Below are 21651 nucleotides of genomic sequence, written 5' to 3'. Positions count from 1 at the left end.
GCTGCGCTCACACCTTCCTGTCCGCTATCGCTTTCGCCGCCACATTCATCTTCTGGATCAATGAGTCCTGACCCTAGCTCAAGAGGAGCATGAATGAAAGAAACTCAGAAAGAGAGGAGCGGCGAAAAGAGCCTGTCCGGCGCGACCCTAACGCTCCGATCGACACGCCGGCAAGGAGCGCGGACGAGCCACCGACCCGGTTGTAAACACCCTGGATCCGCCGCCGATTGAACCCCGAAAGAGCCCAAACAATTGGCGAAGGCAAGCAACCACAAGCCGTAACAGTTCCCGCGGAACTGCTACGGCCTCGGACACTCAGTTCCTCGACTAAGGTCGATCTACATTGCGGATGCGACTACGCTCAATGTCTTCTGCTGGGTATGGCTCCGCATAGGGATCAAAGCCGGTCCACCCGCCAGCCTCGTATTCACTGCGGCGTTCGGCGAGATCGATCGACCTGGACTGTTCAAGGATCCGTTCAGCATCTGGAACAAGCTGATCCTCGACCTTGGCCGTTACAAGAGCGCCGCCACGACGGACGCCTTCTGCATAAACATGGGCATCCGCTTCAGGTACGCCAGCATCTGTCATTGCGCCGATAATTCCGCCCGTTGCTCCCCCTACAGCGGCACCGGCAACTGCCCCCGCTGCGGTAGCCGCCAGCCATCCGGCGGCAACTACTGGCCCGACGCCCGGAATGGCCATGATGCCTAACCCTGTGAGCAATCCTCCTGCGCCCCCGATGACTGCGCCAATTCCCGCGCCAGCCGTCGCATCTTCTGCAGCTTCCGAGCGATCACCGTCGTACCAACCCGTTGCATTGTTGGCGACGATGCTGATGTCGGAGTTTGGAATGCCCATTGCTTCCAATTCACCCACCGCGTCGGCTGCTTCATCATAATCGTCAAATAAACCCGTTACCGTTTTCATGGTGAACTCCTGAGTGTCTGTTCAGTTGGTGCTGGCAACGATGTTGCCTTGATAATCCAAACCTACCGCGGTGCTCTTTCCGTTCTTCATGGCCTGACCGCGCCAGATGCCTTGGTCGTCCTTTTTAAGGTCAGATACATCAGAATAGCCGGCATCTTGGATGCGGCTCCTGGCCTGATCTTCCGTGAAGCTGTTGGCACCGGGAACCAGCGCCCCGGTGTTCGGGGTATCGGTTGTATTCACCGCGGGTGTGGTCGAACTCGTACTGGAAGGCCCGGCAGCCATTTTAGATGCAATGTCTTCTACCATTTGCTGATGCGCCTTAAGCGTGGGCACCGTGTCTTTCGCGAACGACTTGAGGGCCGCATTGTCTCCGTCGCGTGAATAGCTTTCGAACAGTTTGACGGCGTCGGCATGTGCTGTGCGTTGCATCTCGACATAGGGCTCATCAACCGGCGCCTTGGCGGACTGAAGCTTCTCCAGATCCGTCTTGTGCTTAGCGTCCATTTGCGTGGGAACCTTGAGCTTCTGGTCGCCAGCGACGCTCTCCAGCTTGGCGTTAGCCGCACCATGATCGTCGATCATTTTCTGCGCGAATTGCTTGACCTGCTGGTCGTCAAGCTTGCTCAGAACACTCAGGCTCGATTCGACTTCGAACCTTCCACCGACAGCAGCTTTGTCGACGAAATCCTGTGCGCTGTCCGCGGCCAACGAGGGTAGGGCAAAGGCGATAGCAGTGGCGGTAACTAAGCCGCCAAGAAGGCGTCGAACTTTCATGGGCTTTATCCTTGTTTGGTGGTGCACGACTGTGGCTGGTGCACGACTATGCTACCGACCCAACAAGGCAGGACCCTCTTTGTTCCAGGGTGAGAATGCCCGAAGGCAAGTTGTTTCGAGTGCCGGGCGAGCAAAAACGAGCAAACCCCGCCTTGCGAGCGGCTGCAGCACGCCAGGACGTAGCATGTCGCCTTTCCTTCCGAGGTCAGCCCGCCAAAGTCATCAGGCGACTTCGCCCGACAGCTTGCCTATTCGGCGCGTTCCGCAGGTTCCATGCTGGCACGCGCTTGGGACGTAGACTCCGCACTTGGCGGCGGTGCCGAGCGCTTCGGCGAGATCGGACGCCAGGTCCTGAATGCCGACTCGGCGCACCTCGCCGTGCTCAATGGGTTGCTTCATCACGGCCGACGCCATTGCAATCGGCACCGCCAAGTCGATACCGACACTGCCACCGGCAGGCGCGATGATGGCAGTGTTGATCCCGAGAAGGCGGCCGTCGGCGGTGACCCGCGCATCACCGGAATTACCAAGGTCATCCGACAGGTCATATCGCTCCTCCAGCAAAGTCCTCTGGCATTGCCCGCCCGTCCATTCTCCGCCGTCAAGGCCGACGACGAAGCGCAGAAGCCGCGCTGGCCGCCGCAACGATAAGAGCGCACGGAATGCCTGCATTCAACACTCTGCGCATTTTTCCCTCCATGGCTGAAGTGCCCCGAACCGCGCTGCGCGTGATTTATTCCCGCCGCGAGCTACGCAGCTGGGATCGACCAGTTCGGTGTATGCGCACAGTGCCGGACGCCCAGACTAGCGAGGCTCGCCCGACTCCCGTTTGCCCCGCCTTGCCAGCGCCAAGCCGCCGATCAGCATCAGTGCACCCCAAATCAGGAACCCGATGTCCCAATAGATCCACTGGTCCTGCGGGACGGTTTCGTTGACATGGTGGATGCCGAGAAGCTGGTGATTGATCAGCCCTTCGACCAGGTTGAATATCCCGAAGCCCATGAGCATCGTCCCAAGCAACATCGTTCCCGACCACCAGAGATGAGATTTGTGAGCGGTGCGCCAGAGCACGACCAAACCAAGCACGACGAAGATGTATGTGCCGGCGTGGAACAGGCCATCGAGAAGCGTGTTGAACTGAAGGTTCTCAACACTGTCGGCGGGATAGCCGGCGCTGGTCGCTATATGGTGCCACTGGAGCAACTGGTGCAGCACGATTCCATCGAAGAACCCGCCCAGGCCAAGCCCCAGCAGAATACCTGCGGACGTCGGAAAACGGCGATGCTGCGAAGCCGTGGTCGCCATCCCTCGCTCCTTTGGCACCTCTAACTTCGGGCCAGGCCATGTGTTCCCCTACCCCGCGGGTTGGATACGCGCGCAGCTAAGGTCGCAAGAATCGGATGTTTAGGCAGCGGAAGCGCTGGCGATGACAACATCCATTCGAACGGATGAAAGGCTGCGCCTCTGGCGGAGAGAGCGGGCCGATCGGGTCGCTGTTCCGAGTTTTATGACACTCGACCGAGATCGCGGTTTCGCCTTCGACGCTCGATGATACGCGCATTTCGACGAGCGACTCTAAGTTCGGCAAGCGTTGGTTGCCACCAGCCTCGGGAATGCTCCATCGGTCCAGCTTCATGACGAGCGGGCCATGTCTTGATGAGTTCCGTCAGCGTCGCCGAGCGCCACGTTCCCCACACGTAGTCGAAGTCTGCCCGCATCGCATGTGGATTGAAGGCGGCCAATACTGGCGGTTCGACGACTTCACCTGACACATCGGTAAAGACGACAACACCGTACTGCTCTGTTGCGACGGGGCGCCCCATCGGAGGCAAGTCTTCAGCTGGCAACGGATAGCGGTGGCGGCGGCGTTCAGCATATCGCAACCGCGTGGTTCTTTGAGCTTCCGAGTCCCTCTCAGCCTCGCGGCGCCGCTTCCTTTCCTCGGGCTCGTTACGTCGGGCAGCCTCTTCGATTGCCGGCCACCGCCGCCGCAGTTCCTCATAGGACCGAAACGGCACGCGCCACGCCCGCAGTTCATCGTCCCAACTTGCCCAGGGAATGCCATGTAGTTCCCGAAGGGCGGTCTTCGAATAGGGCGTCCGAATGCGCAGATCGTCGGCAACCTCCAGATAGGGACTGGAGATCGGGTCGAACGCATAGGTGTCACGTCCCTTGCTGTCGGCGTGGGCCGCCAGCAACTCGGCCTCACGCGCCAGCCAACGGTCGACCTACGGAGACATCCGGCTGGCAGCGTGCCATCGGACAACGGAGAGAAACTTATGTGTCTATCAGGCCAACTGCTCGACATGTTCTCACGAGAGAGCGGCTCAACGAGATCGCAAGAGAGTGACTTACCGAGACTGGAAAGGGCGTCCGTTCAACCCCGCCGACCGCGCCGAATGTGAACTAGATCCCCTTACGTTGGATGCGTGGCGTGGACCTTCCAATCCCTGATAAACGCTAGCGACGCTCATTTATCTTCGCCTGAAGTCGAGCTACTGCGTCGAGAAGCGCGACCGTTGCCTCGCTGTCTAGCGCAATCTCCAAGCGGCCACCTGTAGTGCGAACAGCGAGAATGCCGAAAGGGCCCTTGTCGTCCGCGACCGTGCTTATGTGAAACTCGGTGGGAACGAAAGGCTTTTCCTTTTTCATCGTTCACCTATCACTCCGTCACACAGCTTACGAACTCTATCGGTGCGACAGGAATTATCCTCGTGCATGGTAGCATGGCAGACGGGGAACTGTCAGCAGAGCAGGCAGGAAGGCCGTTCTTCGCGAAATGACTGCATCGCATATCGGCACAGAACGATGTCGGATATGGCCATGCTCGCCGCAGAGGTGCCTGATGCGCAGCTTCACCACCTCTGGCTGTACTCATTGCGTCGCCGGCCCTTTCTTCAACTCTTTGGGCGGTGGACCGGCGTGTTTCTGAAGCCTGGCCGCCGATGATCGCATTCTCGATCTCAAGCTCTCTGGCTTCGCATGAGCCAAGTGTATTTGCGCGTCCAATCCGCACCGGTTTTCGTGAAGACCCGGGTAAGCACGTTGGGAACAAATCGGCCATCCGCTGCTTAGAGAAGCCTAGAGCCATTGGCATGGACTGGCGAGGACCAAACGTGGCGAATTATCTAACACTGCCTACGACTACATCGAAGGGTCGGATCAGGGTGGTCGTGGAAACACCGCGTGGCGCCGAAGCAAAGTTGACTTACAAGCCCAAGAAGAAGCTTTTCGAATATACGCGGCCGCTTCCAGCGGGCCTGGCCTACCCGTACGACTGGGGCTTTCTGCCTTCTACACTGGGCGACGATGGCGACGCCCTCGATGGCCTGGTCATCCATGAGGCCACCAGCGCTCCCGGTGTTGTCATCAAGTGCGATCTGCTGGCTGCCCTTTGTGTCATGCAAACGGAGAACGGCGAGACCGTGAGAAACGATCGCTTTGTATTTTGCCCGCACAAGCAAGACGCCCATAGCGAGTCTCTCCTTGGCGAGAATGTTCCGGATCGTCTGCGATCCGAGATCGAGCAGTTTTTCCTCGCGTCGGTGTCCGGCACCGACAAACAAATCGAATTCGAAGGCTGGCACGATTCCAGCCAAGCTCTCCGGAACATCCATCGGGCCATGAGAACTTTCGAGCGGAAACAGCGAGCCGCCGGTCCCTGAGCGCTCCACAATATGAGAAGAATGTAGCTTGAGAACACAAGGCTGCCTGGACGCCGGTGGCGGCACTTTCACAGGCCAACAACGGCGAAGTGCACCCGCAATAGAGCAGGCAGGAAGGCCGTTCATTTTTTCGCGAAATGACTGCATCGCATATGGCGCATGGGTTGCGGGCGGGCACTTGAGGCGCGGGCATATTTTGACCCGTCAAGCAGCCCACCAGCTCCTGCGGAGATATCGGCAAGGTGGCTATTTCCCGCTTATAAAAGACTAGGGGATTGCCGCGCGAGAACGTTTCGCACATTCGAGACCTGCCATTGGCCGTTGCGGGCTGTTCGAACGCCTCGATTGTTCAGAGCGATTGCCAGGCCACGCAGGCTGGTGATGCCCGACTGCTGGATGGAGGCGATGATCGGCAGCACGGTCTGGGCAAATCTGTCAGCCTCCCGGATCGAGATCTTCCGACCTTTCGCCGCAGCTTCGGCTGTGTTGGTCGGATTACCGAGTTTTATGCCAGTGGTCTTGCGAGAGGCGAGGGCGGCCTTGGTGCGCTCCGAGATCATACGCCGCTCCTTCTCGGCCAAAGCGGCGTAAAGGTGCAACATGAACGGATCGGCATCGGCGCCAAGTTCGGCGACTATAAAAGGAACGCGCTGGACCATCAGGCCGGCTATGAAGGCGACATCGCGCGACAGGCGGTCGAGCTTGGCCACGACGACCGGGCATTTGAGCTGCCTGGCAAGGGCGAGGGCGGCTGCAAGTTGCGGACGGCGATCCAGGGCGTCCGAGCCCTTGCCGGTTTCGACCTCGGTGAACTCCTGGATGATGGCAATTCCCTCGGCTTCAGCAAAGCGGGCGACCGCGGCACGCTGGGCCTCAATGCCGAGACCTGATCGTCCTTGGCGCTGGGTCGAGACCTGATAGTAGGCGACTGCTCTCGTCATGCTGCTGTTTCCGGGGTGTTCAAACTGCAAACCACCGTTTGCAGTGTGCTCACAAGACACGGTTCAGCAAGTTCTTTCAGGAATTAGCCTTCAGCAGCAACGCGGTTGAGCTGGAGCGCCGCCTATATGACGCAGACTTGTTGGAAGGCACTTCATGAGCACGCCGAGTTTTCGCATCCAGTGCAGATAACCATCCTTCGTCAGCACGTTGCTTCCTTATCGCGCCCGCCACAGAGGCGCAGCCGCCGCGGATGCAGCTACTTCCAATCCGTATGGGCACGCCCTAAGTCTGCGGCCAGAACGCAATCTCGCGACAAACGTTCACGTCAGTGTGGATTACAGGTGCGGCTGTGCAGGCCCTATCGAGCTCGGCCCTAGCCAAGCTAGCTGCGCCCCTTCACTAGGACGTACCCATGCAGAACAAGTCCCTAGCAGCCACTGGCTTTCTCTGCCTGGGCGTTCTCGTCTTCTCACTGCAGGACGTGATCCTGAAGGGCCTCTCGGACACCTATCCCGTTACGCAAGCGATGACTGTTCGATCAATCGTCGCATTGCCCATTCTGCTGGTGCTGGTCGGCGCGACCGCCAGAATACGGTCTATTTTCTCAAAGCGAGCCGGGCTGCGAGCCATCCGAGCGGTAATCTCGCTTGGAGCATACCTCTTCTATTATCTCTCGATCGCAGCGCTTCCTCTGGCCGATGCTGTCGCACTCTTTTTCGTCGCCCCGCTTATCATTGCAGGTCTCGGGATTCTCTTCCTCGGAGAGCGGCCTCACACCGCAACCCTGATCGCGCTCATTGTTGGTCTGCTCGGCGTCATCATAACGCTGCAACCGGGTCTTGCTATATTCGAATGGGCAGCTGCGTTGACCCTCCTGGCTGCTGCTCTGTACTCGTCGGCCCAGGTCTTGGCGAGGAAGCTTGGCGACAGCGAGGTCGCCGCGGTTATCACCTTCTATCAGAACCTGGCCTTCCTCACCGGCGCGCCGGCGCTGGCGGCGCTTGTGAGGTTGGGCGGCCTTGAAGACGCCAATCATCCAAGTCTTGCCTTCCTCACGCGCCCATGGGTCTGGCCTACGCTCCAGGATACTTTGCTGATGGCCGGCTGCGGTGTGATCGCATCTGCCGGAATGACATTGCTTTCCCAGGCTTATCGCCTTGCCCCAGCAGGCAACGTTGCCGTCTTCGAGTACACGGCCATCGTCTGGGTTCCACTTTGGGGGCTGCTGTTTTTCGACGAGGTGCCGAAGATCACCACCGTTCTCGGCGCAGTTTTGATCTGCGGAGCGGGGCTGTTCGCCCTAAGATCCGCGAGGTGAAGCGGCTCTAGTCGGGAACAAAGTCGAATAACCGTGATTTTGTACGTTGCCCAGAGTGGCAGGACCGATAGCTATCCAACGGGTGTTCCATGGATTCTCCAACGTTGCCTCCGCCACCTCCGCATGAACTCAGCCAAGCACTGAAACGCAATATCCAAGCGATTGAGGAGCGCCGGGCGAAGGAAGCAAGCGAGGCAACTTTGGAAGAGAAAATCGCTGAGGCGATTACCTCTTTTACGGGCAGTATGCGTTTCGTGTACCTTCACTTGGCCGTGTATGGCGGCTGGATCGTCTCGAACTTGGGCTGGATACCGATCACTCCGCCATTTGATCCGACATTCGTGATATTGGCTATGGTAGCTTCCGTCGAGGCCATATTCCTCTCGACCTTTGTACTGATCAGCCAAAACCGGATGTCAGCTGCCGCAGACAAGCGGGCGGATCTGGACCTTCAGGTGAGCCTGCTGACGGAGCACGAACTCACAAAGCTTATTGGGCTTGTCGATTCGATAGCGGATCGGTTGAATGCAAAACCAGCCGTAAGCGATATAGAAGTTGGCGAGATTAAGAGGGACATCGCGCCAGAAGCAGTGCTGGACGAGATCGAATCGAAGCAGCGGGAGACTGCGGAGAAGCTGGACCAGCGCTAGTGTCGTGATTTCGGTTGATTTTGATTTCGGGCTTGGGTCGAACTCGAAATCAAAACGACAGTCGGAATGACAGATCGCTACTGTCGGCAATGCCGCCCTACAGAAGCTTGCTGTCTTCATAGGTGGTAACGAAGGTCACTGATGTGTCCAGTTTTCCTTCTAGCTCATGGATGGAGGTCTCCTTCCAGCGCGCCCTGGTCTTCAGCCAGAAAATTGCTGCGGTGACGGCCTCCCGACCTTCACCGGTCGCTCTGCGGTAAAGGCTTTCAGCAACCCGTGCGTTGGCCTTGATGGCGCCGCTCTCGAGTTCATGGGCGTAGGTCGCCTTGAGGTCCTGCTCGTCTGTGGCGAGCACGCAGGCGATGTCGGCCGTGCTAAGCCCGAAGCCGGCCAGCGCCTCCACCCGGGAGTTCAGTGGCCGGTTTTCCAGAGGAGCTTCGATATCGGGGCTCATTTGGCCCGGTCCGCGTCCCAGAGGGTGACGGAATTGTTGGCTGGAGGCGTGCCGGCAGGAGTCTTGCCCAAGCCTGCAGGATCCGGAGCGCGAAGGATGATGCGGCGGATCTCATGCACCTGCTCGATCGGCTTGCCGTCCAGGCCGGAGTGCTCGTTGACCGAGGTCTCCTTCCAGCGGCCGCGTGCCTTGAGCCAGAAGATCGCGGCGATGACCGCTTCACGACCTTCGCCCGTTGCCTTGCGGAAGAGGTTCTCCGCCACCTTGGCATTGGCCTTGGTGTGGCCAAAGGCCAGTTCGTGTTTATAGTGCTTGCGCAGCGTCTTTGGATCGACACCGACCATGCCGGCAATCTCGGCCTCCGGAACACCATAGCCTGCCAGCGCCTCTACCTGGCGGCGATGAAAAGCATCGGGCTGATGGCTGGGGCGGGCCATCTCAGCTCTCTCCGTTTCCGATGTGCTGCCTCGCCTTCGAGATAGGCATGTCTTGCCCCGAAGGGTCCGTGTACACAGGGGATTTGGCGAAGCCGCGGGTGCGGCTGGGGTCGGGGTCCATCCCGAACCTGAACAGCCACAAACCGCACGTGCTGACGGGACACTCCCGAACCTCGGCGGGTTGATAGACGCAGCAGTCCAGACATTTGTGGCGTATGGCCTGCAGGATTGCTGTCTTGGTGGTCATGGCCTGGTCCTGATCCGCTCGAGCTTTACCTCGGCAAAGCTCTGGCCGTCGCCCTCCAGGATTGCCATGCTGCCTGTAAACGCCTGCCAGCGCAGCACCGCGACGTCGACATAGGCTGCGTTCAGTTCGATGGCATGACAGCAGCGGCCAGTCATCTCGGCAGCGATGATGGTGGTGCCAGGGCCGCAGAAGGGCTCGTAAACAGCCTGGCCTGGCGAGGAATTGTTCTCGATGGGTCGCCGCATGCATTCGACGGGCTTTTGCGTGCCGTGGCCCGTGTCGGACTTTCGATGCGGAATGGCCCAGACGGTGGTCTGCTTGCGATCACCCGCCCAGTGGCCCTTCCTGCCCTTCCTGACCGCATACCAGGCCGGCTCATGCTGCCAGTGGTAGTCGCCGCGGCCGATGACCAGCCGGGTCTTGTCCCAGATGATCTGGGCGCGGACGGCAAAGCCGCTGGCCCCAAGGCTTGAAGCGACCGTGGCGGCATGAAGGGCGCCATGCCAGACATACATCACATCTCCCGGAAACAGCGCCCATGCTTCCCGCCAGTCGGCGCGGTCGTCATTGAGCACCTTGCCTCTGGCGAGACCTTCTCCATCGCCGAACCGCTCTCGCCATGAGGGATCGTAGCTGACGCCATATGGAGGATCGCAAACGCACAGGTGCGGCTTGACGCCGGTAAGCACCCGCTCGACATCCTCAGCATTGGTGCTGTCGCCGCAGATAAGCCGGTGCTTGCCCAAAAGCCAGACATCGCCGGGCAGGGTGACCAATTGGTCACCAGTTGGTTTGCTTTGTGTGTTCTCCGCATAGCGGCATTGCACCAAACGACCCCCAGCTTTCGAGCCGGAAAACCCTGTGATTTCAATGGGGGAAAGCTAGGGAGTAAAAAGGCGCACTCCCCAGCTTTGGAGAATATCGGCCGACAGAGAGCAAATGAGTCGCTTTCACCACTACAGCGACTCCACAGCTTTTGGCCGAAGGGCCTGCTGTTCTGCGGGGTTTCGGGGCCGCGAAGTCCATGCAGAGAACATTGTGGAAGAATTAAGTGGTAGCGGGAGAGGGACTTGAACCCCCGACCCCAGGATTATGATTCCCGTGCTCTAACCAACTGAGCTACCCCGCCAGGGCGGCGAAAGGCCCGAAATCCGCCTCAAATCAGAGGGCATGTCGAAGCGTTCGCCAAGGTCGGGCGGATATAAGGTTGGGACGCCAAGCCTGTCAAGCATCGATGCAGCCGGTGTCGATGCAGCCGGTCTGGCGCCACACGCTATCGCATCCTGTCGCGTCGCCAAGCTTCACGGTCTTGAGACGTACTTTGTGTGTCCAGGCGCACGCACGTCGCTCTGATGGCCGAAAAGCTTTGCCGGGCAGATAATCGGGCACAGAAATGCCGGGTTGAGTTCGGCGGGGCGCGCCGCTATGTCTCGGCCACGAAATTCTAGAGTTGGAATGATGAAACCGCGCATTGCAGTCCTCGGTTGCGGATACTGGGGCAGCAACCACATCCGCACCCTCAAGGCGCTCGGCGCGCTGCACGCGGTCTCGGACGTCAACCCTGCCCGCGCCGAAGGTTTCGCCAGTGAGCAGGATTGCCTGGCGATCGAGCCGGAGGGGCTGTTTGTGCGCAGCGACATCGACGCCATCGTGATGGCGCTGCCGCCGCAGTTCCACGCCGATATGGCGGTGCGCGCCGTCCAGGGCGGCAAGGACGTGCTGGTGGAGAAGCCGATCGCGCTGACGGTGGCCGATGCCGAGCGTTCGGTGAAGGCGGCGGTCGACAATGGCCGCGTCTTCATGGTCGGTCATGTGCTGCGCTTTCATCCCGCCTTCGAGACGTTGAAGGCGCTGATCGACAATGGCGAACTCGGCGAGGTCCGCTATATCCATTCGCACCGGCTCGGGCTCGGCAAATTCCACACCGAGAACGATGCGCTATGGGATCTGGCGCCGCACGATCTGTCGATGATCCTGGCCATCACCGGCACGGAGCCGATCGAGGTGCGTGGCGAAGGGGCTGCGCTCCTCGACAATCTCAGCGATTTCGCGCATCTGCACATGCGCTTTCCCAACGGTCTGCGCAGCCACCTGTTCGCGTCGCGGCTCAATCCCTACCGCGAACGGCGGCTGACCGTGGTCGGCACCAAGGCGATGGCGGTGTTCGACGATGTCGAGCCGTGGGAGCGCAAGCTCGCCGTCTACCGCCACGCGGTCTGGCAAGACAGCGGCCAATGGGCCTTCACCACCAACGAGCCGTCCTATGTTGCAGTGGGCGAGGGCATGCCGCTGACGCGAGAGCTCGAGCATTTCATCCAGTGCATCGAGACGCGGGCAGAACCGCGTACCAGCGGCGAGGAAGCCATCAGGGTGCTGCGTATCCTGACCGCTGGCACCGTTGCCCACACCGGATCGTCTTCCTGAGAGAAAGTGCGGCTGTATCAGAGCCTGATCGATCCCGATAGATCGGGATTATCGTCTATTCGGCGGGAATCTGCGCCGGCCGGGCCGCCAGCCGCGTCAGCATCGCCTCGGCCTCGGCGCCGCGTTCGGAACGCTCGATGAAGCCGCCGCCGAAAACGCGGGCCTCGTTGCCGTCGTCGGAATAGAGCACGCAGGCCTGGCCGGGCGCGATACCGGACTCGCCGTCGACCAGTTCCACCGAAGTGATCCCGGCGTTGTGATGCAGCACGGCCGGGCGTGGCGGGCGTGTCGAGCGGACCTTGGCGAAAAGCTCCAGCCCGGCGGCCGGGATATCTGACAGCGCAGCGTCGCCCAGCCAGTTCATGTCGCGCAAATAGATCTTGTGCGTTTCAAGCGCCTCGCGCGGGCCAACGACGACGCGGGCCCGGTCGGCGTCGAGATGGACGACGTAGAGCGGCTCGCCCGAGGCAATGCCGATGCCGCGGCGCTGACCGATCGTGTAGCGCAAAATGCCTTCATGGCGGCCGAGCACGCGGCCGTCGATATGGACGATGTCGCCCGGATTGGCAGCAGTCGGCTTCAGCTTGGCGATGATATCGGAGTACTTGCCCTGCGGCACGAAGCAGATGTCCTGGCTGTCCTGCTTGGCAGCGACCGTCAGCCCCATTTCCTCGGCGATGGCGCGAACCTGCGGCTTCGACAGGCCGCCAAGCGGAAAGCGCAGGTAGTCGATCTGCGCCTGTGTGGTGGCGAACAGGAAATAGCTCTGGTCGCGGTCCGCGTCGACCGGCCGGTATAGCGCGCGATGGGCGCCGTTGGCGCCGGAGCGGATGTAATGGCCGGTGGCCAGCGCCTCGGCGCCGAGTTCCTTGGCGGTCGCCAGGAGGTCGGCGAATTTCACCGTCTGGTTGCAGGAAACGCAAGGGATCGGCGTTTCGCCGGCCACATAGCTCTCGGCGAAGGGGTCGATTACCGCCTTGCGGAAGCGCTCCTCGTAATTGAGCACATAATGCGGAATGCCGAGCGTCTCGGAGACGCGGCGAGCATCGTCGATGTCCTGGCCGGCACAGCAGGAGCCGGCCCGGTGCGTTGCCGCGCCATGGTCGTAGAGCTGCAGCGTGACGCCGACGACATCATAGCCTTCATGCTTCAAAAGACCGGCGACGACGGACGAATCGACGCCGCCCGACATGGCGACAACGATGCGGGTCTCTTCGGGGCGTCCGGGAAGGTCGAGGCTGTTCATGGTTCTTTCGTTCTGCACGGCGCCTGGATGACGGCGCCTGAATGCCAATGGCCGGAATATAGGTCAAGCTTTCCGGGTGCGCCAGCTTCGCGAACCGGCCGATTTTTTTGAACGGATTCGGGCGCTTGCTGGGCAGATGCCTCAAATGCCGACGAAAAGACTAACGCGGCGTTCATGATCCTTACCTAGCTATTAGGGATCGCTTAGGCAAATTTTAAAGCTGTGGCGGTAATGTGGTGGGGATTGGGTCTTTGAGTTTTTAGTAGAGAGTACGATGACCGATCTTGTTAGACCGCGCGTCAAATATGTTATCGGGCCTGACGGCAGCCCCCTTACGATTGCCGATCTGCCGCCGACGAACACACGTCGCTGGGTTATCCGGCGCAAGGCCGAAGTGGTAGCGGCGGTGCGCGGCGGGCTTTTGAGCCTCGAGGAGGCATGCCAGCGCTACAAGCTGACCACGGAGGAATTCCTGTCTTGGCAGGCGTCGATCGATGAATATGGCCTTGCCGGCCTGCGCACGACGCGCATCCAGCAATATCGGCATTAGGGCTGGTTCAAGGATTTCAAAAGGCGCGGCAATCCGCGCCCTTTTTGCATTGCCGCAACGGTTCTCTCTGCTTCAGACGGTCAGCACCACCTGCCGATCGGGCTGACAAAAGGCATGAGCGGCGCCTGCTTCTTGGAAGCAAGCATTTTTCGCGTCGACCTTGCCGCGTTCCACAAGCCTGCGCGGTCGGCCCCGAGCCGAACTCTGCCAGAACCGGTGGGCTGCTCAGTCAGATGGGTTCTGGCCGGAATCGCCTGCGCCCGACATCAGGATGCCCAGATGCGGGCGATCGCGGAACGTGAAAGAGATTTTTGCAGCGTAGGCCTGAAACTGGCAGTTGCTCGACCAATGAGCGGCGACGTTCCAGATGGGCAACGCCCTGATCGCTGGGTGCTGACCGGCCTTAAAGCCTTGTTTTCAGCCGATCATGGCGCTGCGGCCGCCGGTCTCGGCGTCGCGGATCTTGGTGTCGCGCGATTCGAGCATTTCTGCTTTGGAAAGCTCCGCTTCGGCTTCGCCGAGCAGTGATTCGGCAACGCTACGCTGCTGGGCGAGGTCGCTTTGCGAATTTCTGAGATTGTCGCGGCGCAAGCGTGCTGCCTTGGCGAAGGTCGGATAGGCAAAATGGTTGATGTCGGTGATGCCGGCTTTCTTTTCTTCGGCAGTGATCTGGAGTTCGAGTTCGACAGCCATGCGTTCGAATTCGGCGATCATCATGTCGAGTTGCAGCAACTGCCGCCGCTTCTCGTTCACCTGAAACTGCTTCAGCCGAACGAGGTTTTCACGTGACTTCATGATTCGGTACTCCTGGAAATGCACACCTGCACATATCGTCTAATCCGCCTGGCAAACTCAGGCTTCGACCCGCTTCCACCGACTTTACCAGAACTATGGGAAACAAATTCCTAAAGTTTTTTGCCGGCGGTAACCATTCGTTTACGGGCATTGTTAATCATACGGCTCAGGACTTAAGGCCGGGTAAAAATTCCGGCCCCGATGCGGAAGCACGGCTATCGAGTCCCTGGAGTCACTTAGTCTGGCTTATTAATGTTTTGCATTAGCGGTTTTGTTCTGAGATTCGCTATTAGATTCAACAAGGTGTAGAAAGGGGTTAAAAAATCTGTTACCGTCAACGGCACGGAATTAGGTTTTGTTAACCATTCGATGGCAGCCTCTGCTCAGGCAATCACTGCTCCGGTCCTGGACGGGTCGTGAAATGGTCCGGCAGCAGAAAAGGGGAATGAAATGCGTGTTCTGCTGATAGAAGATGACAGTGCGACCGCACAGAGCATCGAGCTGATGCTGAAATCGGAAAGTTTCAATGTATATACGACCGATCTTGGCGAAGAAGGGGTCGATCTAGGTAAGCTCTACGACTACGACATCATCCTTCTCGATCTCAATCTCCCCGATATGTCGGGATACGAGGTCTTGAGAACACTTCGCCTCTCCAAAGTGAAGACGCCGATCCTTATCCTCTCCGGCATGGCCGGCATCGAGGACAAGGTACGTGGCCTCGGCTTCGGCGCAGACGACTATATGACCAAGCCGTTCCACAAGGACGAACTGGTCGCCCGCATCCACGCCATCGTGCGGCGTTCCAAGGGCCATGCCCAGTCGGTCATCACCACCGGGGACCTGGTGGTCAACCTTGATGCCAAGACCGTTGAGGTCGGTGGCCAGCGCGTGCATCTGACCGGCAAGGAATACCAGATGCTGGAGCTGCTCTCGCTGCGCAAGGGCACCACGCTCACGAAGGAAATGTTCCTCAACCACCTTTACGGCGGCATGGACGAACCGGAACTGAAGATCATCGACGTCTTCATCTGCAAGCTGCGCAAGAAGCTCGACGCTGCTTCCGGCGGCCAGAACTACATCGAGACGGTTTGGGGTCGCGGCTATGTGCTGCGCGAGCCGGAAGACATCCGCGTCAGCGCCTGAGCTGACGACGCCGATCCGATCGATTTTTCCGACAAAAATCCGGCTTCGGCCGGATTTTTGCGTTTTTATGTCGCAGATATTGGAGAGCCGATTTCCGCGGCCATGCGCCAGCGGTGGCGAATCAGCCGGCAAATCTCAAGGTGCGGAAGCGCTCGAGAAGTTGCGGCCGAGTGAACGGCTTCAGCAGATAGCCTTGGGCGCCGGCGCGCTTTGCCCGCATGATCGAAGCGACGTCGACCTCAACCAGCAAAATCAGGATCTGAGGTTGCATCGGACTTTCCATGGCGCGTACGCGGCGAATGACGTCCTCGGCCTGCATGTCCGGCAAGGCGCCGTCGACAATGATGATATCCGGCATGTCGGCAGTGCACATCTCAACCGCATCAAGCCCGCTGGCAGCTTCGATGACCAGCATGTCGGAACCACCCAGGATGCGCTTTGCAACCCTCCTGATGACGCTCGAATCGTCGATGAACATGCAGCGTTTCATTTCCGGGCCCTCTTTGCCATGCGGCAATCCGGCAGCGTCGCGGTCTGGAAGGCACCGTAGGATCAATCCGGTAAAGAAGCTGAAAAGCCGATAGGTAAAATTTTTGCAAGAACAGCTTTTACGGAAACTTCTTGACCGATGGTTCGGCCGAACTAGCCTGGATGGCTCATTTCATTCCACCGTGATGGGGTAGTCTAAAAACTCTTATCTGTTCTTTTCAATCATTTCTTAGTAACTTCAAGCAGCCGAGAGAACGATTTCTTCTGCGGTCGCGTGGATCGATATTGTCATGTTCGCCTCGCGCGCCAGAAGCAGTGTGTAGTAGGGCTGCACCGAATGCGCGTCGATCGGTTCTTCAGGCTTGTTGCCGGAATGGAGCTCCAGGAATTTGGGCGGCACGCGCAGCATCGGACCGCTCGCGGCGAGCGCAAAGCGTGGTTCCGTGTCGAGGTTTTCAAGCGTGACCGTAAGCTTGCCGCCACGCGGAATGGCAGCGTGGGCGACGAGAATAAGGTTGAGCAGCAGCTTTACCTTGTTCTTGGGCAGCAGCGCACGGGGTCCATTCCAGATCAGTTCCGGCTTCTCGTTCTTCAAGAAGGCGATGGCAACGGCCTCGGCATCGCCGGTGTCGATCATCATGCCGGCAGAACCGGCTGCGCCGAAGGCGATGCGGGCGAATTGCAGGCGGGCCGAAGCGTTTCTGGCGCTCTGGCGAATCAATTTCATGGCGTCTTCGTCGGCGCCGCCTTCGTCGAGCAGCTCAAGCCCGTTGTTTATGGCGCCGACCGGCGAAATGATGTCGTGGCAGACCCGGCTGCACAAAAGCGCGGCGAGATCGGGTGCGGAAAGGGTGAAAAGCTCGGCCATCGACGAAAGTCCCTGCAAAAATTCACTGGAAATGGCCGGGCGATCAACGATCACGCCTGTCCACACGAATCACGCTCGCTCTCCCAAGGCCTACTGAATACACAGCGCCTGAGCGCGCAGCAACAAATCCGGAATTGTCGCTATCGAAAATGGTGTGTTCACGCAGGGTGCGGATACTGCGGGCCGACGCGAAATCAGCGCGAAACCAGCCTACGAACCGCCATCTTCATGTGAAAGCTTAATGGTTGAAAAAGGATTACGGCATAGTTTGTCCTTAACAGTCATCCTTAACGGCCACCAAAGAGCCGCACGGATGCGAGGCGTCGGCGAAAGTGCTCCCTGACGGAGATTGGAAGCATGTTTTCCCGATACTACGACCGGAGTTTTTTCCGTGTCTTCACAGACCGGAGTTTTCTCCGTGTCTTCTCAATGGCAATCGCTCTCATGGGCCTTGTCGTCTTTTCAACCTCGCCTTCGCGGGCCCAGGAATACACCGCTCAGGAGATCGTCGATTCCGGTCATAAATTCTTCGGTGCGACGTCGGGCGGGCTCGCCACCGTCGTGGAGAAGATTTTCTCCTCCTATGGCCTGCCCAATGGCTATTTGCTTGGGGAGGAGGGCTCGGGCGCCCTGATCGGTGGCCTGACCTATGGTGAAGGCACACTCTACACGAAGAATGCCGGCGATCACAAAGTGTTCTGGCAGGGCCCGTCGCTCGGCTGGGATTTTGGCGGCGAGGGCTCGCGGGTGATGATGCTGGTCTATAATCTCGACGATGTGAACAGCCTCTACAATCGTTTCGGCGGCCTTGCCGGCTCCGCCTACCTTGTGGCTGGCGTCGGCTTCAACGTGATGAAGAACAACAATGTGCTGCTGGTCCCGATCCGTACCGGCGTCGGCGCCCGGCTTGGCGTCAATCTCGGCTACCTCAAGCTTACCCAGCGCGCCACCTGGAATCCATTCTGAGCAAGCGGTTGCCTCGTCACCGCGATTGTTTCCAGGATCGACGGTCTGAACAATGCTGCGGCAGACCCTTGCCGCGGCACTGGAATTCCGTCATGCGAACGTGGCACAGTCCCTTACGGTTGTTTGCCGTTCATAACGGATAGTCACCTTGGTTCAGTCGGTCCTGTTCTTTGTCCTCGGCTTTCTCTGCGCCGGCTTTCTGGCGCTGATGATTGCCCCGGCCATCTGGCGGCGGGCCGTGATGCTGACGCGTAAACGCATCGAGGGCTCGATGCCGCTGACGCTGGCCGAGATCCAGGCGGAGAAGGATCGCATCCGCGCCGAGTTCGCTATGGCGACACGTCGGCTTGAGATGAGCGTCAAGGCGTTGCGCGAGAAATCGGCCGAACAGCTTGTCGAGATCGGCCGTGGCCGCGAAGCACTGAAGGAACTGGCGCTCGAGCGGAAGGACAAGGAACAGACCCTTTCCGCGCTCGAGGCCAAGGGCGAAGACCTTCGGCAGCGCAAAGACGAGTTGCAGCTTTTGTCGGATCGGCTTGCTCAAACCGAGCATGCCCTGGAAAAGCGTGTGCTCGAGCTGAAAAAACTGGAGCACATGTATGACGACGCCAGCTTTTCTTCCAGCAGCCGTCAGATCGAACTTGTGGCGCGCGAATCCGAATTGCAAAAGCTGGCCGATGATATTTCAGTGCTGCGCGGCCAGCGCAAGGAGGCGGACAGGCGCCAACAGGAGATCGCGGCCGAGAGCAAGGCCGCGCGAGACGCGTTGAAAGCCGAGAAGAAAAGGACCGGTGAACTGGACAAGAAGATCGAGCGCCTGCTCGCCACGCTTGCCGATCGCGAGGACAAGCTTGCACGCCGCGAAAAGGAAATCGCGCGGCTTCGCGAAAAGCTGAAAAGCGAAAGCGTGGAAAATGCGTCGGCAGCGGTGCGTCTCGTCGGAGCGCAAGGCGGTCAGGCCGATGTGGCCGTCAAGGGCGATATGGAAAAAGCTATCGCCAAGCTCGACAGCGACCGGGAGCAGTTGGAGGCGAGATTGACGGCACTGGCCAGCGAGAACAAGAGGCTGAAAACGGATCTTGCCGCCGACGCGGCATCCAGATCCGAAGGCGCCAGCGCTGCGTTGCGCGAGCAGATGAGCGACCTGGCGGCGCAGGTCGTAGCCCTGACGGCGAAGCTCGACGGGCCGGAATCGCCGATCGCAAAGGTTCTTGCGGCACCCAACCCACCGGGAAGCGGTGAACGCAGCCTTGCCGATCGCGTGCGGGCGCTGCAGCAGGCCGAATCGGCGCATTGAGCCCAGGCAGTGATGCTGACTTCTGCGGCTCAGGTCCTGCTTGCCGAGAAATGATGCAAGGCGATGGCTGACGCGGCGGCGACATTCAGGCTGTCGAAGCCTTCTGTCATATTGATCCGCACCGTCCGCAGGCGGGCGAGCAGCATCTCGGGCAGGCCTTCGCCTTCAGTGCCGAGATAGAGTGCCAGCCGTTCGGTCCTTTTCGCATCGCGGATGTCGGTTTGTCCGCGCGGCGACAATGCGAATTGGCCGAAGCCCAGCCGATCGAGCGCCGCGGTAAAGCCGACGGTCTCAGCGAAGGAGGCAAAAGGAACTTTCAGCGCGGCGCCGACCGAAACGCGGATCGCCTTGCGGTACAGGGGATCGCAGCAGGCCGCGTCCAGAAACACGGCATCGGCGCCGAAGGCGGCGGCGTTGCGAAAGATCGAGCCCATATTGTCATGGTTGGCGATGCCGACCAGCGCGACGATCAACGCGCGGGCGGGCAGGGCATCCAGCAAGGCCTCTGCAGGCTGCGCCTCGCCCTTGCGGCCGATCGCCAATATGCCGCGATGCATGTGAAAGCCGGCAATCCTGTCCATAACCTCGCTGGCCGCCACGTAGACCGGAAGGTCCGCGGGCGCCTTGCGCAGGGTTGCGTCGAGGCCTGCCAGCCGGTTTTCGAGCACCAGCACCGATTCGGCGGCAAAGCGTTTGGCCGCGAGCAACATTTCGAGCACCACCTTGCCTTCGGCAACGAAACGACCCTGCCGGCCGGCAAGATCGCGCTCGCGAATGTCGAGATAGGCGGCGACGCGCGGGTCTTGCGGGTCGTCGATACGAATGCTGCGCATGCTTGCCTCAACTGACCCGCATCGGCCCGATCGTGGTGGGTTTTGCGACAGCACGACGCGTGGATCCAAAGTGTCAGAGCGTACCTTCTGCGTCCAAGTGGACGCAAGTCGCTCAAAAGCGCGTCGCGTTCGACCGACCTCAACCGACCTCTCGCGACGCGCTTTAGGTTGTTGTTTTATGCATGTCGCTATCGCAAAACCGCTGCACGGGCATGCTTTTGCGCGACATGCATTAGGAGTCGTCAGCGAGGCAAGGGGCGCTCGGACCAGTTCTTATCTTATGCATGTGCCGGCTTTGGGCGACATGCATTGGCCGGTCAAGTCCCGGAGCGACGCGAGCGGTATGCCATCTGCGATAGCTCACCCTCGCCGAAAACCCCGTCCAGCGTGTTGAGAAGTTCGCGCACGGCATCGGATTTGCAGGAATAGTAGATCATCTGCCGGTCGCGCCGGGTCTCGACGAGATCGAGCGCCCGCAGTTTGGCCAGATGCTGTGACAGGGCGGATTGGCTGAGCAGAACCTTTTCGGCGATAGCGCCGACCGACATTTCACCTTCGGCCAGGTGGATCATGATCAACAGTCGTTTCTCGTTGCCCATCAGCGTCAGAAACGAGGCCGCTGATTCGGCATTGGCGATTAGCTTTTTCGAGACCATCGATCCCCCATACCTTCCTGCTCCTCCGGCGCTATGGGGGCAATAGCGTCTGATTCCATAGGCTCACTTGCGAATTTGCGCTGGCGATTCAACGCTACCGGGAAAGCGTAGAACATCTAGCTCAAACCTCAAGACTTGCTTTCGACCCGGCGCGATTAACTGTCGGACTGTGTTTAATCCGCCACTCGGCCGGTTTTTGCCATGTCGACCAGAACATGCCTGAGCTCGCGCGCCGTCCTCAATGGCTCGGGAAAGAACACCCGGCAGATATCGTCGCCCAATGCCAGGTCCATGCCGTCGGCGTCAAAGCCGGTGACGACCCAGCCGTCGCCCGCCGCCTTGGCGAAGTGGCGCGCGTAGACGGCAATTGCGTCGCTATGGTCGGCATTCATATGGTCGAGGGCGGATTGTTCGCCAGCGGCAAGCTCTTCGACGATCGGCGCGGTCGTGACCAGATCGGCGCGTTCGAGCAGGTAGGCCTTGCCAAAGCCGCCGTTGAGACTGGCGCGCTCCAGCTCCAGGCGGAAGATCGAGAAGTCGCCAAGGCCGGCATAGAGCTTCGCCTTGGGGTTGCGGTTGAGATAGCGCCGTTCGGCGCCGGCGTGCTCGTCGGATCCACGCTCAAGCCGTGCCGCCCGACTGACGAGCGTCAACCGTGGGTGCGCCAGCGGGTCGCCCCTGCCGGGCTCGCCGACAAGCAGCGAACAGCGCGGGTCGGCAAGGATCGCGCCGGTATGGGCGGACAACATCGATACAAGGATCAGCGGCGTGCCGTCGATATCGGTGGCGACACCAACCCTGCTGGCCAGCGGCGAACCGGTGCCGGGCTCGATCACCGCCAGCGCGCCGAAACGGGCACTGCGGATCAGCGTCTTCGCCAGCCTGATCGCTTCGGCGTCGGTCTCGCGGATCACGTCCTTCTTCCGATCGTTCAAATCCACACCGTCCTAAGCTGATCTTT

General features: G+C 59.8%; 23 protein-coding genes, 1 tRNA gene and 1 pseudogene. 8 read left to right on the top strand and 17 right to left on the bottom strand.

The window, feature by feature from the left end; translation table 11 throughout:
- Positions 1-327 precede the first annotated feature (327 nt).
- The 5 genes and pseudogenes from AC0L2Z_RS26825 to AC0L2Z_RS26805 form a co-directional block, all read right to left on the bottom strand.
- Positions 328-930 (bottom strand): hypothetical protein, encoded by a 603-nt coding sequence (locus AC0L2Z_RS26825; RefSeq protein ID WP_473532945.1) that lies wholly within the window; start codon positions 928-930, stop codon positions 328-330.
- Positions 931-951: 21 nt separating this feature from the next.
- Positions 952-1707 (bottom strand): DUF4142 domain-containing protein, encoded by a 756-nt coding sequence (locus tag AC0L2Z_RS26820; RefSeq protein ID WP_128248504.1) that lies wholly within the window; start codon positions 1705-1707, stop codon positions 952-954.
- Between the two features lie 318 nt (positions 1708-2025).
- A pseudogene (locus AC0L2Z_RS26815) lies at positions 2026-2253 on the bottom strand (serine endoprotease DegQ); the annotation flags it as partial.
- A 258-nt stretch (positions 2254-2511) separates the two neighbouring features.
- Positions 2512-3012, bottom strand: coding sequence for a DUF2243 domain-containing protein (locus AC0L2Z_RS26810; RefSeq protein ID WP_473629740.1), 501 nt, complete (start codon positions 3010-3012; stop codon positions 2512-2514).
- A 200-nt stretch (positions 3013-3212) separates the two neighbouring features.
- On the bottom strand, positions 3213-3905 hold the full coding sequence (locus tag AC0L2Z_RS26805) for a hypothetical protein (protein ID WP_473532948.1): 693 nt from the start codon (positions 3903-3905) through the stop codon (positions 3213-3215).
- Positions 3906-4880: 975 nt separating this feature from the next.
- On the opposite strand from AC0L2Z_RS26805, the gene AC0L2Z_RS26800 reads away from it, so the two are divergent.
- Complete coding sequence (locus AC0L2Z_RS26800) at positions 4881-5372, top strand: inorganic diphosphatase (RefSeq protein WP_473532949.1); 492 nt, start codon at positions 4881-4883, stop codon at positions 5370-5372.
- Between the two features lie 257 nt (positions 5373-5629).
- Here the strand turns inward: AC0L2Z_RS26800 and AC0L2Z_RS26795 are convergent, their stop codons facing one another.
- Positions 5630-6313 carry a recombinase family protein gene (locus AC0L2Z_RS26795; RefSeq protein WP_473629739.1) on the bottom strand — a complete coding sequence of 228 codons (684 nt, stop codon included), beginning with the start codon at positions 6311-6313 and terminating at the stop codon, positions 5630-5632.
- A 413-nt stretch (positions 6314-6726) separates the two neighbouring features.
- On the opposite strand from AC0L2Z_RS26795, the gene AC0L2Z_RS26790 reads away from it, so the two are divergent.
- Together AC0L2Z_RS26790 and AC0L2Z_RS26785 are read left to right on the top strand one after the other, a co-directional pair.
- Positions 6727-7632: a DMT family transporter gene (locus AC0L2Z_RS26790; protein WP_473629738.1), complete on the top strand. Its 906-nt coding sequence runs from the start codon at positions 6727-6729 to the stop codon at positions 7630-7632.
- 89 nt (positions 7633-7721) lie between these two features.
- Positions 7722-8282 (top strand): DUF1003 domain-containing protein, encoded by a 561-nt coding sequence (locus tag AC0L2Z_RS26785; RefSeq protein WP_473532952.1) that lies wholly within the window; start codon positions 7722-7724, stop codon positions 8280-8282.
- Positions 8283-8379: 97 nt separating this feature from the next.
- Here the strand turns inward: AC0L2Z_RS26785 and AC0L2Z_RS26780 are convergent, their stop codons facing one another.
- The 4 genes from AC0L2Z_RS26780 to AC0L2Z_RS26765 form a co-directional block, all read right to left on the bottom strand.
- Positions 8380-8736, bottom strand: a complete 357-nt coding sequence (locus tag AC0L2Z_RS26780) for a hypothetical protein (RefSeq protein ID WP_473629737.1) — start codon at positions 8734-8736, stop codon at positions 8380-8382.
- On the bottom strand, positions 8733-9173 hold the full coding sequence (locus tag AC0L2Z_RS26775; protein ID WP_473629736.1) for a hypothetical protein: 441 nt from the start codon (positions 9171-9173) through the stop codon (positions 8733-8735). The genes AC0L2Z_RS26780 and AC0L2Z_RS26775 overlap by 4 nt, the downstream gene beginning before the upstream one ends.
- A gap of 243 nt (positions 9174-9416) precedes the next feature.
- Complete coding sequence (locus AC0L2Z_RS26770) at positions 9417-10196, bottom strand: DNA-methyltransferase (RefSeq protein WP_473629735.1); 780 nt, start codon at positions 10194-10196, stop codon at positions 9417-9419.
- 276 nt (positions 10197-10472) lie between these two features.
- Positions 10473-10549, bottom strand: a tRNA-Met gene (locus AC0L2Z_RS26765).
- A gap of 329 nt (positions 10550-10878) precedes the next feature.
- Here AC0L2Z_RS26765 and AC0L2Z_RS26760 point away from each other — a divergent pair.
- A complete protein-coding gene (locus AC0L2Z_RS26760; RefSeq protein ID WP_473629743.1) occupies positions 10879-11844 on the top strand; it encodes a Gfo/Idh/MocA family protein in 966 nt (321 codons plus the stop codon).
- A 55-nt stretch (positions 11845-11899) separates the two neighbouring features.
- Here AC0L2Z_RS26760 and mnmA read toward each other — a convergent pair whose 3' ends face one another.
- Positions 11900-13090, bottom strand: a complete 1191-nt coding sequence (gene mnmA / locus AC0L2Z_RS26755; protein ID WP_473629734.1) for a tRNA 2-thiouridine(34) synthase MnmA — start codon at positions 13088-13090, stop codon at positions 11900-11902.
- Positions 13091-13364: 274 nt separating this feature from the next.
- On the opposite strand from mnmA, the gene sciP reads away from it, so the two are divergent.
- Positions 13365-13640, top strand: a complete 276-nt coding sequence (sciP, locus tag AC0L2Z_RS26750; RefSeq protein ID WP_006203587.1) for a CtrA inhibitor SciP — start codon at positions 13365-13367, stop codon at positions 13638-13640.
- A 417-nt stretch (positions 13641-14057) separates the two neighbouring features.
- Here sciP and AC0L2Z_RS26745 read toward each other — a convergent pair whose 3' ends face one another.
- Positions 14058-14435, bottom strand: coding sequence for a flagellar export protein FliJ (locus AC0L2Z_RS26745; protein WP_029349790.1), 378 nt, complete (start codon positions 14433-14435; stop codon positions 14058-14060).
- A 450-nt stretch (positions 14436-14885) separates the two neighbouring features.
- On the opposite strand from AC0L2Z_RS26745, the gene ctrA reads away from it, so the two are divergent.
- Entirely contained in the window at positions 14886-15581 is a 696-nt protein-coding gene (ctrA, locus tag AC0L2Z_RS26740) for a response regulator transcription factor CtrA (RefSeq protein WP_006203583.1), read from the top strand.
- Between the two features lie 121 nt (positions 15582-15702).
- Here ctrA and AC0L2Z_RS26735 read toward each other — a convergent pair whose 3' ends face one another.
- Positions 15703-16071 carry a response regulator gene (locus AC0L2Z_RS26735; protein ID WP_473629733.1) on the bottom strand — a complete coding sequence of 123 codons (369 nt, stop codon included), beginning with the start codon at positions 16069-16071 and terminating at the stop codon, positions 15703-15705.
- 237 nt (positions 16072-16308) lie between these two features.
- Positions 16309-16938: a histidine phosphotransferase ChpT gene (gene chpT / locus AC0L2Z_RS26730; RefSeq protein WP_473629732.1), complete on the bottom strand. Its 630-nt coding sequence runs from the start codon at positions 16936-16938 to the stop codon at positions 16309-16311.
- A gap of 357 nt (positions 16939-17295) precedes the next feature.
- Between chpT and AC0L2Z_RS26725 the strand changes: the two genes are divergently transcribed.
- Together AC0L2Z_RS26725 and AC0L2Z_RS26720 are read left to right on the top strand one after the other, a co-directional pair.
- Positions 17296-17904 (top strand): DUF1134 domain-containing protein, encoded by a 609-nt coding sequence (locus AC0L2Z_RS26725; RefSeq protein ID WP_023797936.1) that lies wholly within the window; start codon positions 17296-17298, stop codon positions 17902-17904.
- Between the two features lie 148 nt (positions 17905-18052).
- The gene (locus tag AC0L2Z_RS26720) at positions 18053-19201 is read left to right on the top strand and encodes a coiled-coil domain-containing protein (protein ID WP_473629731.1); all 1149 of its coding nucleotides are present in this window, start codon (positions 18053-18055) and stop codon (positions 19199-19201) included.
- 29 nt (positions 19202-19230) lie between these two features.
- Here AC0L2Z_RS26720 and AC0L2Z_RS26715 read toward each other — a convergent pair whose 3' ends face one another.
- The 3 genes from AC0L2Z_RS26715 to AC0L2Z_RS26705 form a co-directional block, all read right to left on the bottom strand.
- A complete protein-coding gene (locus AC0L2Z_RS26715) occupies positions 19231-20034 on the bottom strand; it encodes a TrmH family RNA methyltransferase (protein WP_473629730.1) in 804 nt (267 codons plus the stop codon).
- Between the two features lie 317 nt (positions 20035-20351).
- Entirely contained in the window at positions 20352-20690 is a 339-nt protein-coding gene (locus AC0L2Z_RS26710) for an ArsR/SmtB family transcription factor (protein ID WP_128169352.1), read from the bottom strand.
- Between the two features lie 173 nt (positions 20691-20863).
- A complete protein-coding gene (locus tag AC0L2Z_RS26705) occupies positions 20864-21625 on the bottom strand; it encodes a HugZ family pyridoxamine 5'-phosphate oxidase (protein ID WP_031254499.1) in 762 nt (253 codons plus the stop codon).
- Between the last annotated feature and the right edge of the window lie 26 nt (positions 21626-21651).

The sequence above is a fragment of the Mesorhizobium sp. WSM4850 genome, assembly GCF_055811735.1.
This window is presented reverse-complemented; position numbering and strand designations above follow the sequence as displayed.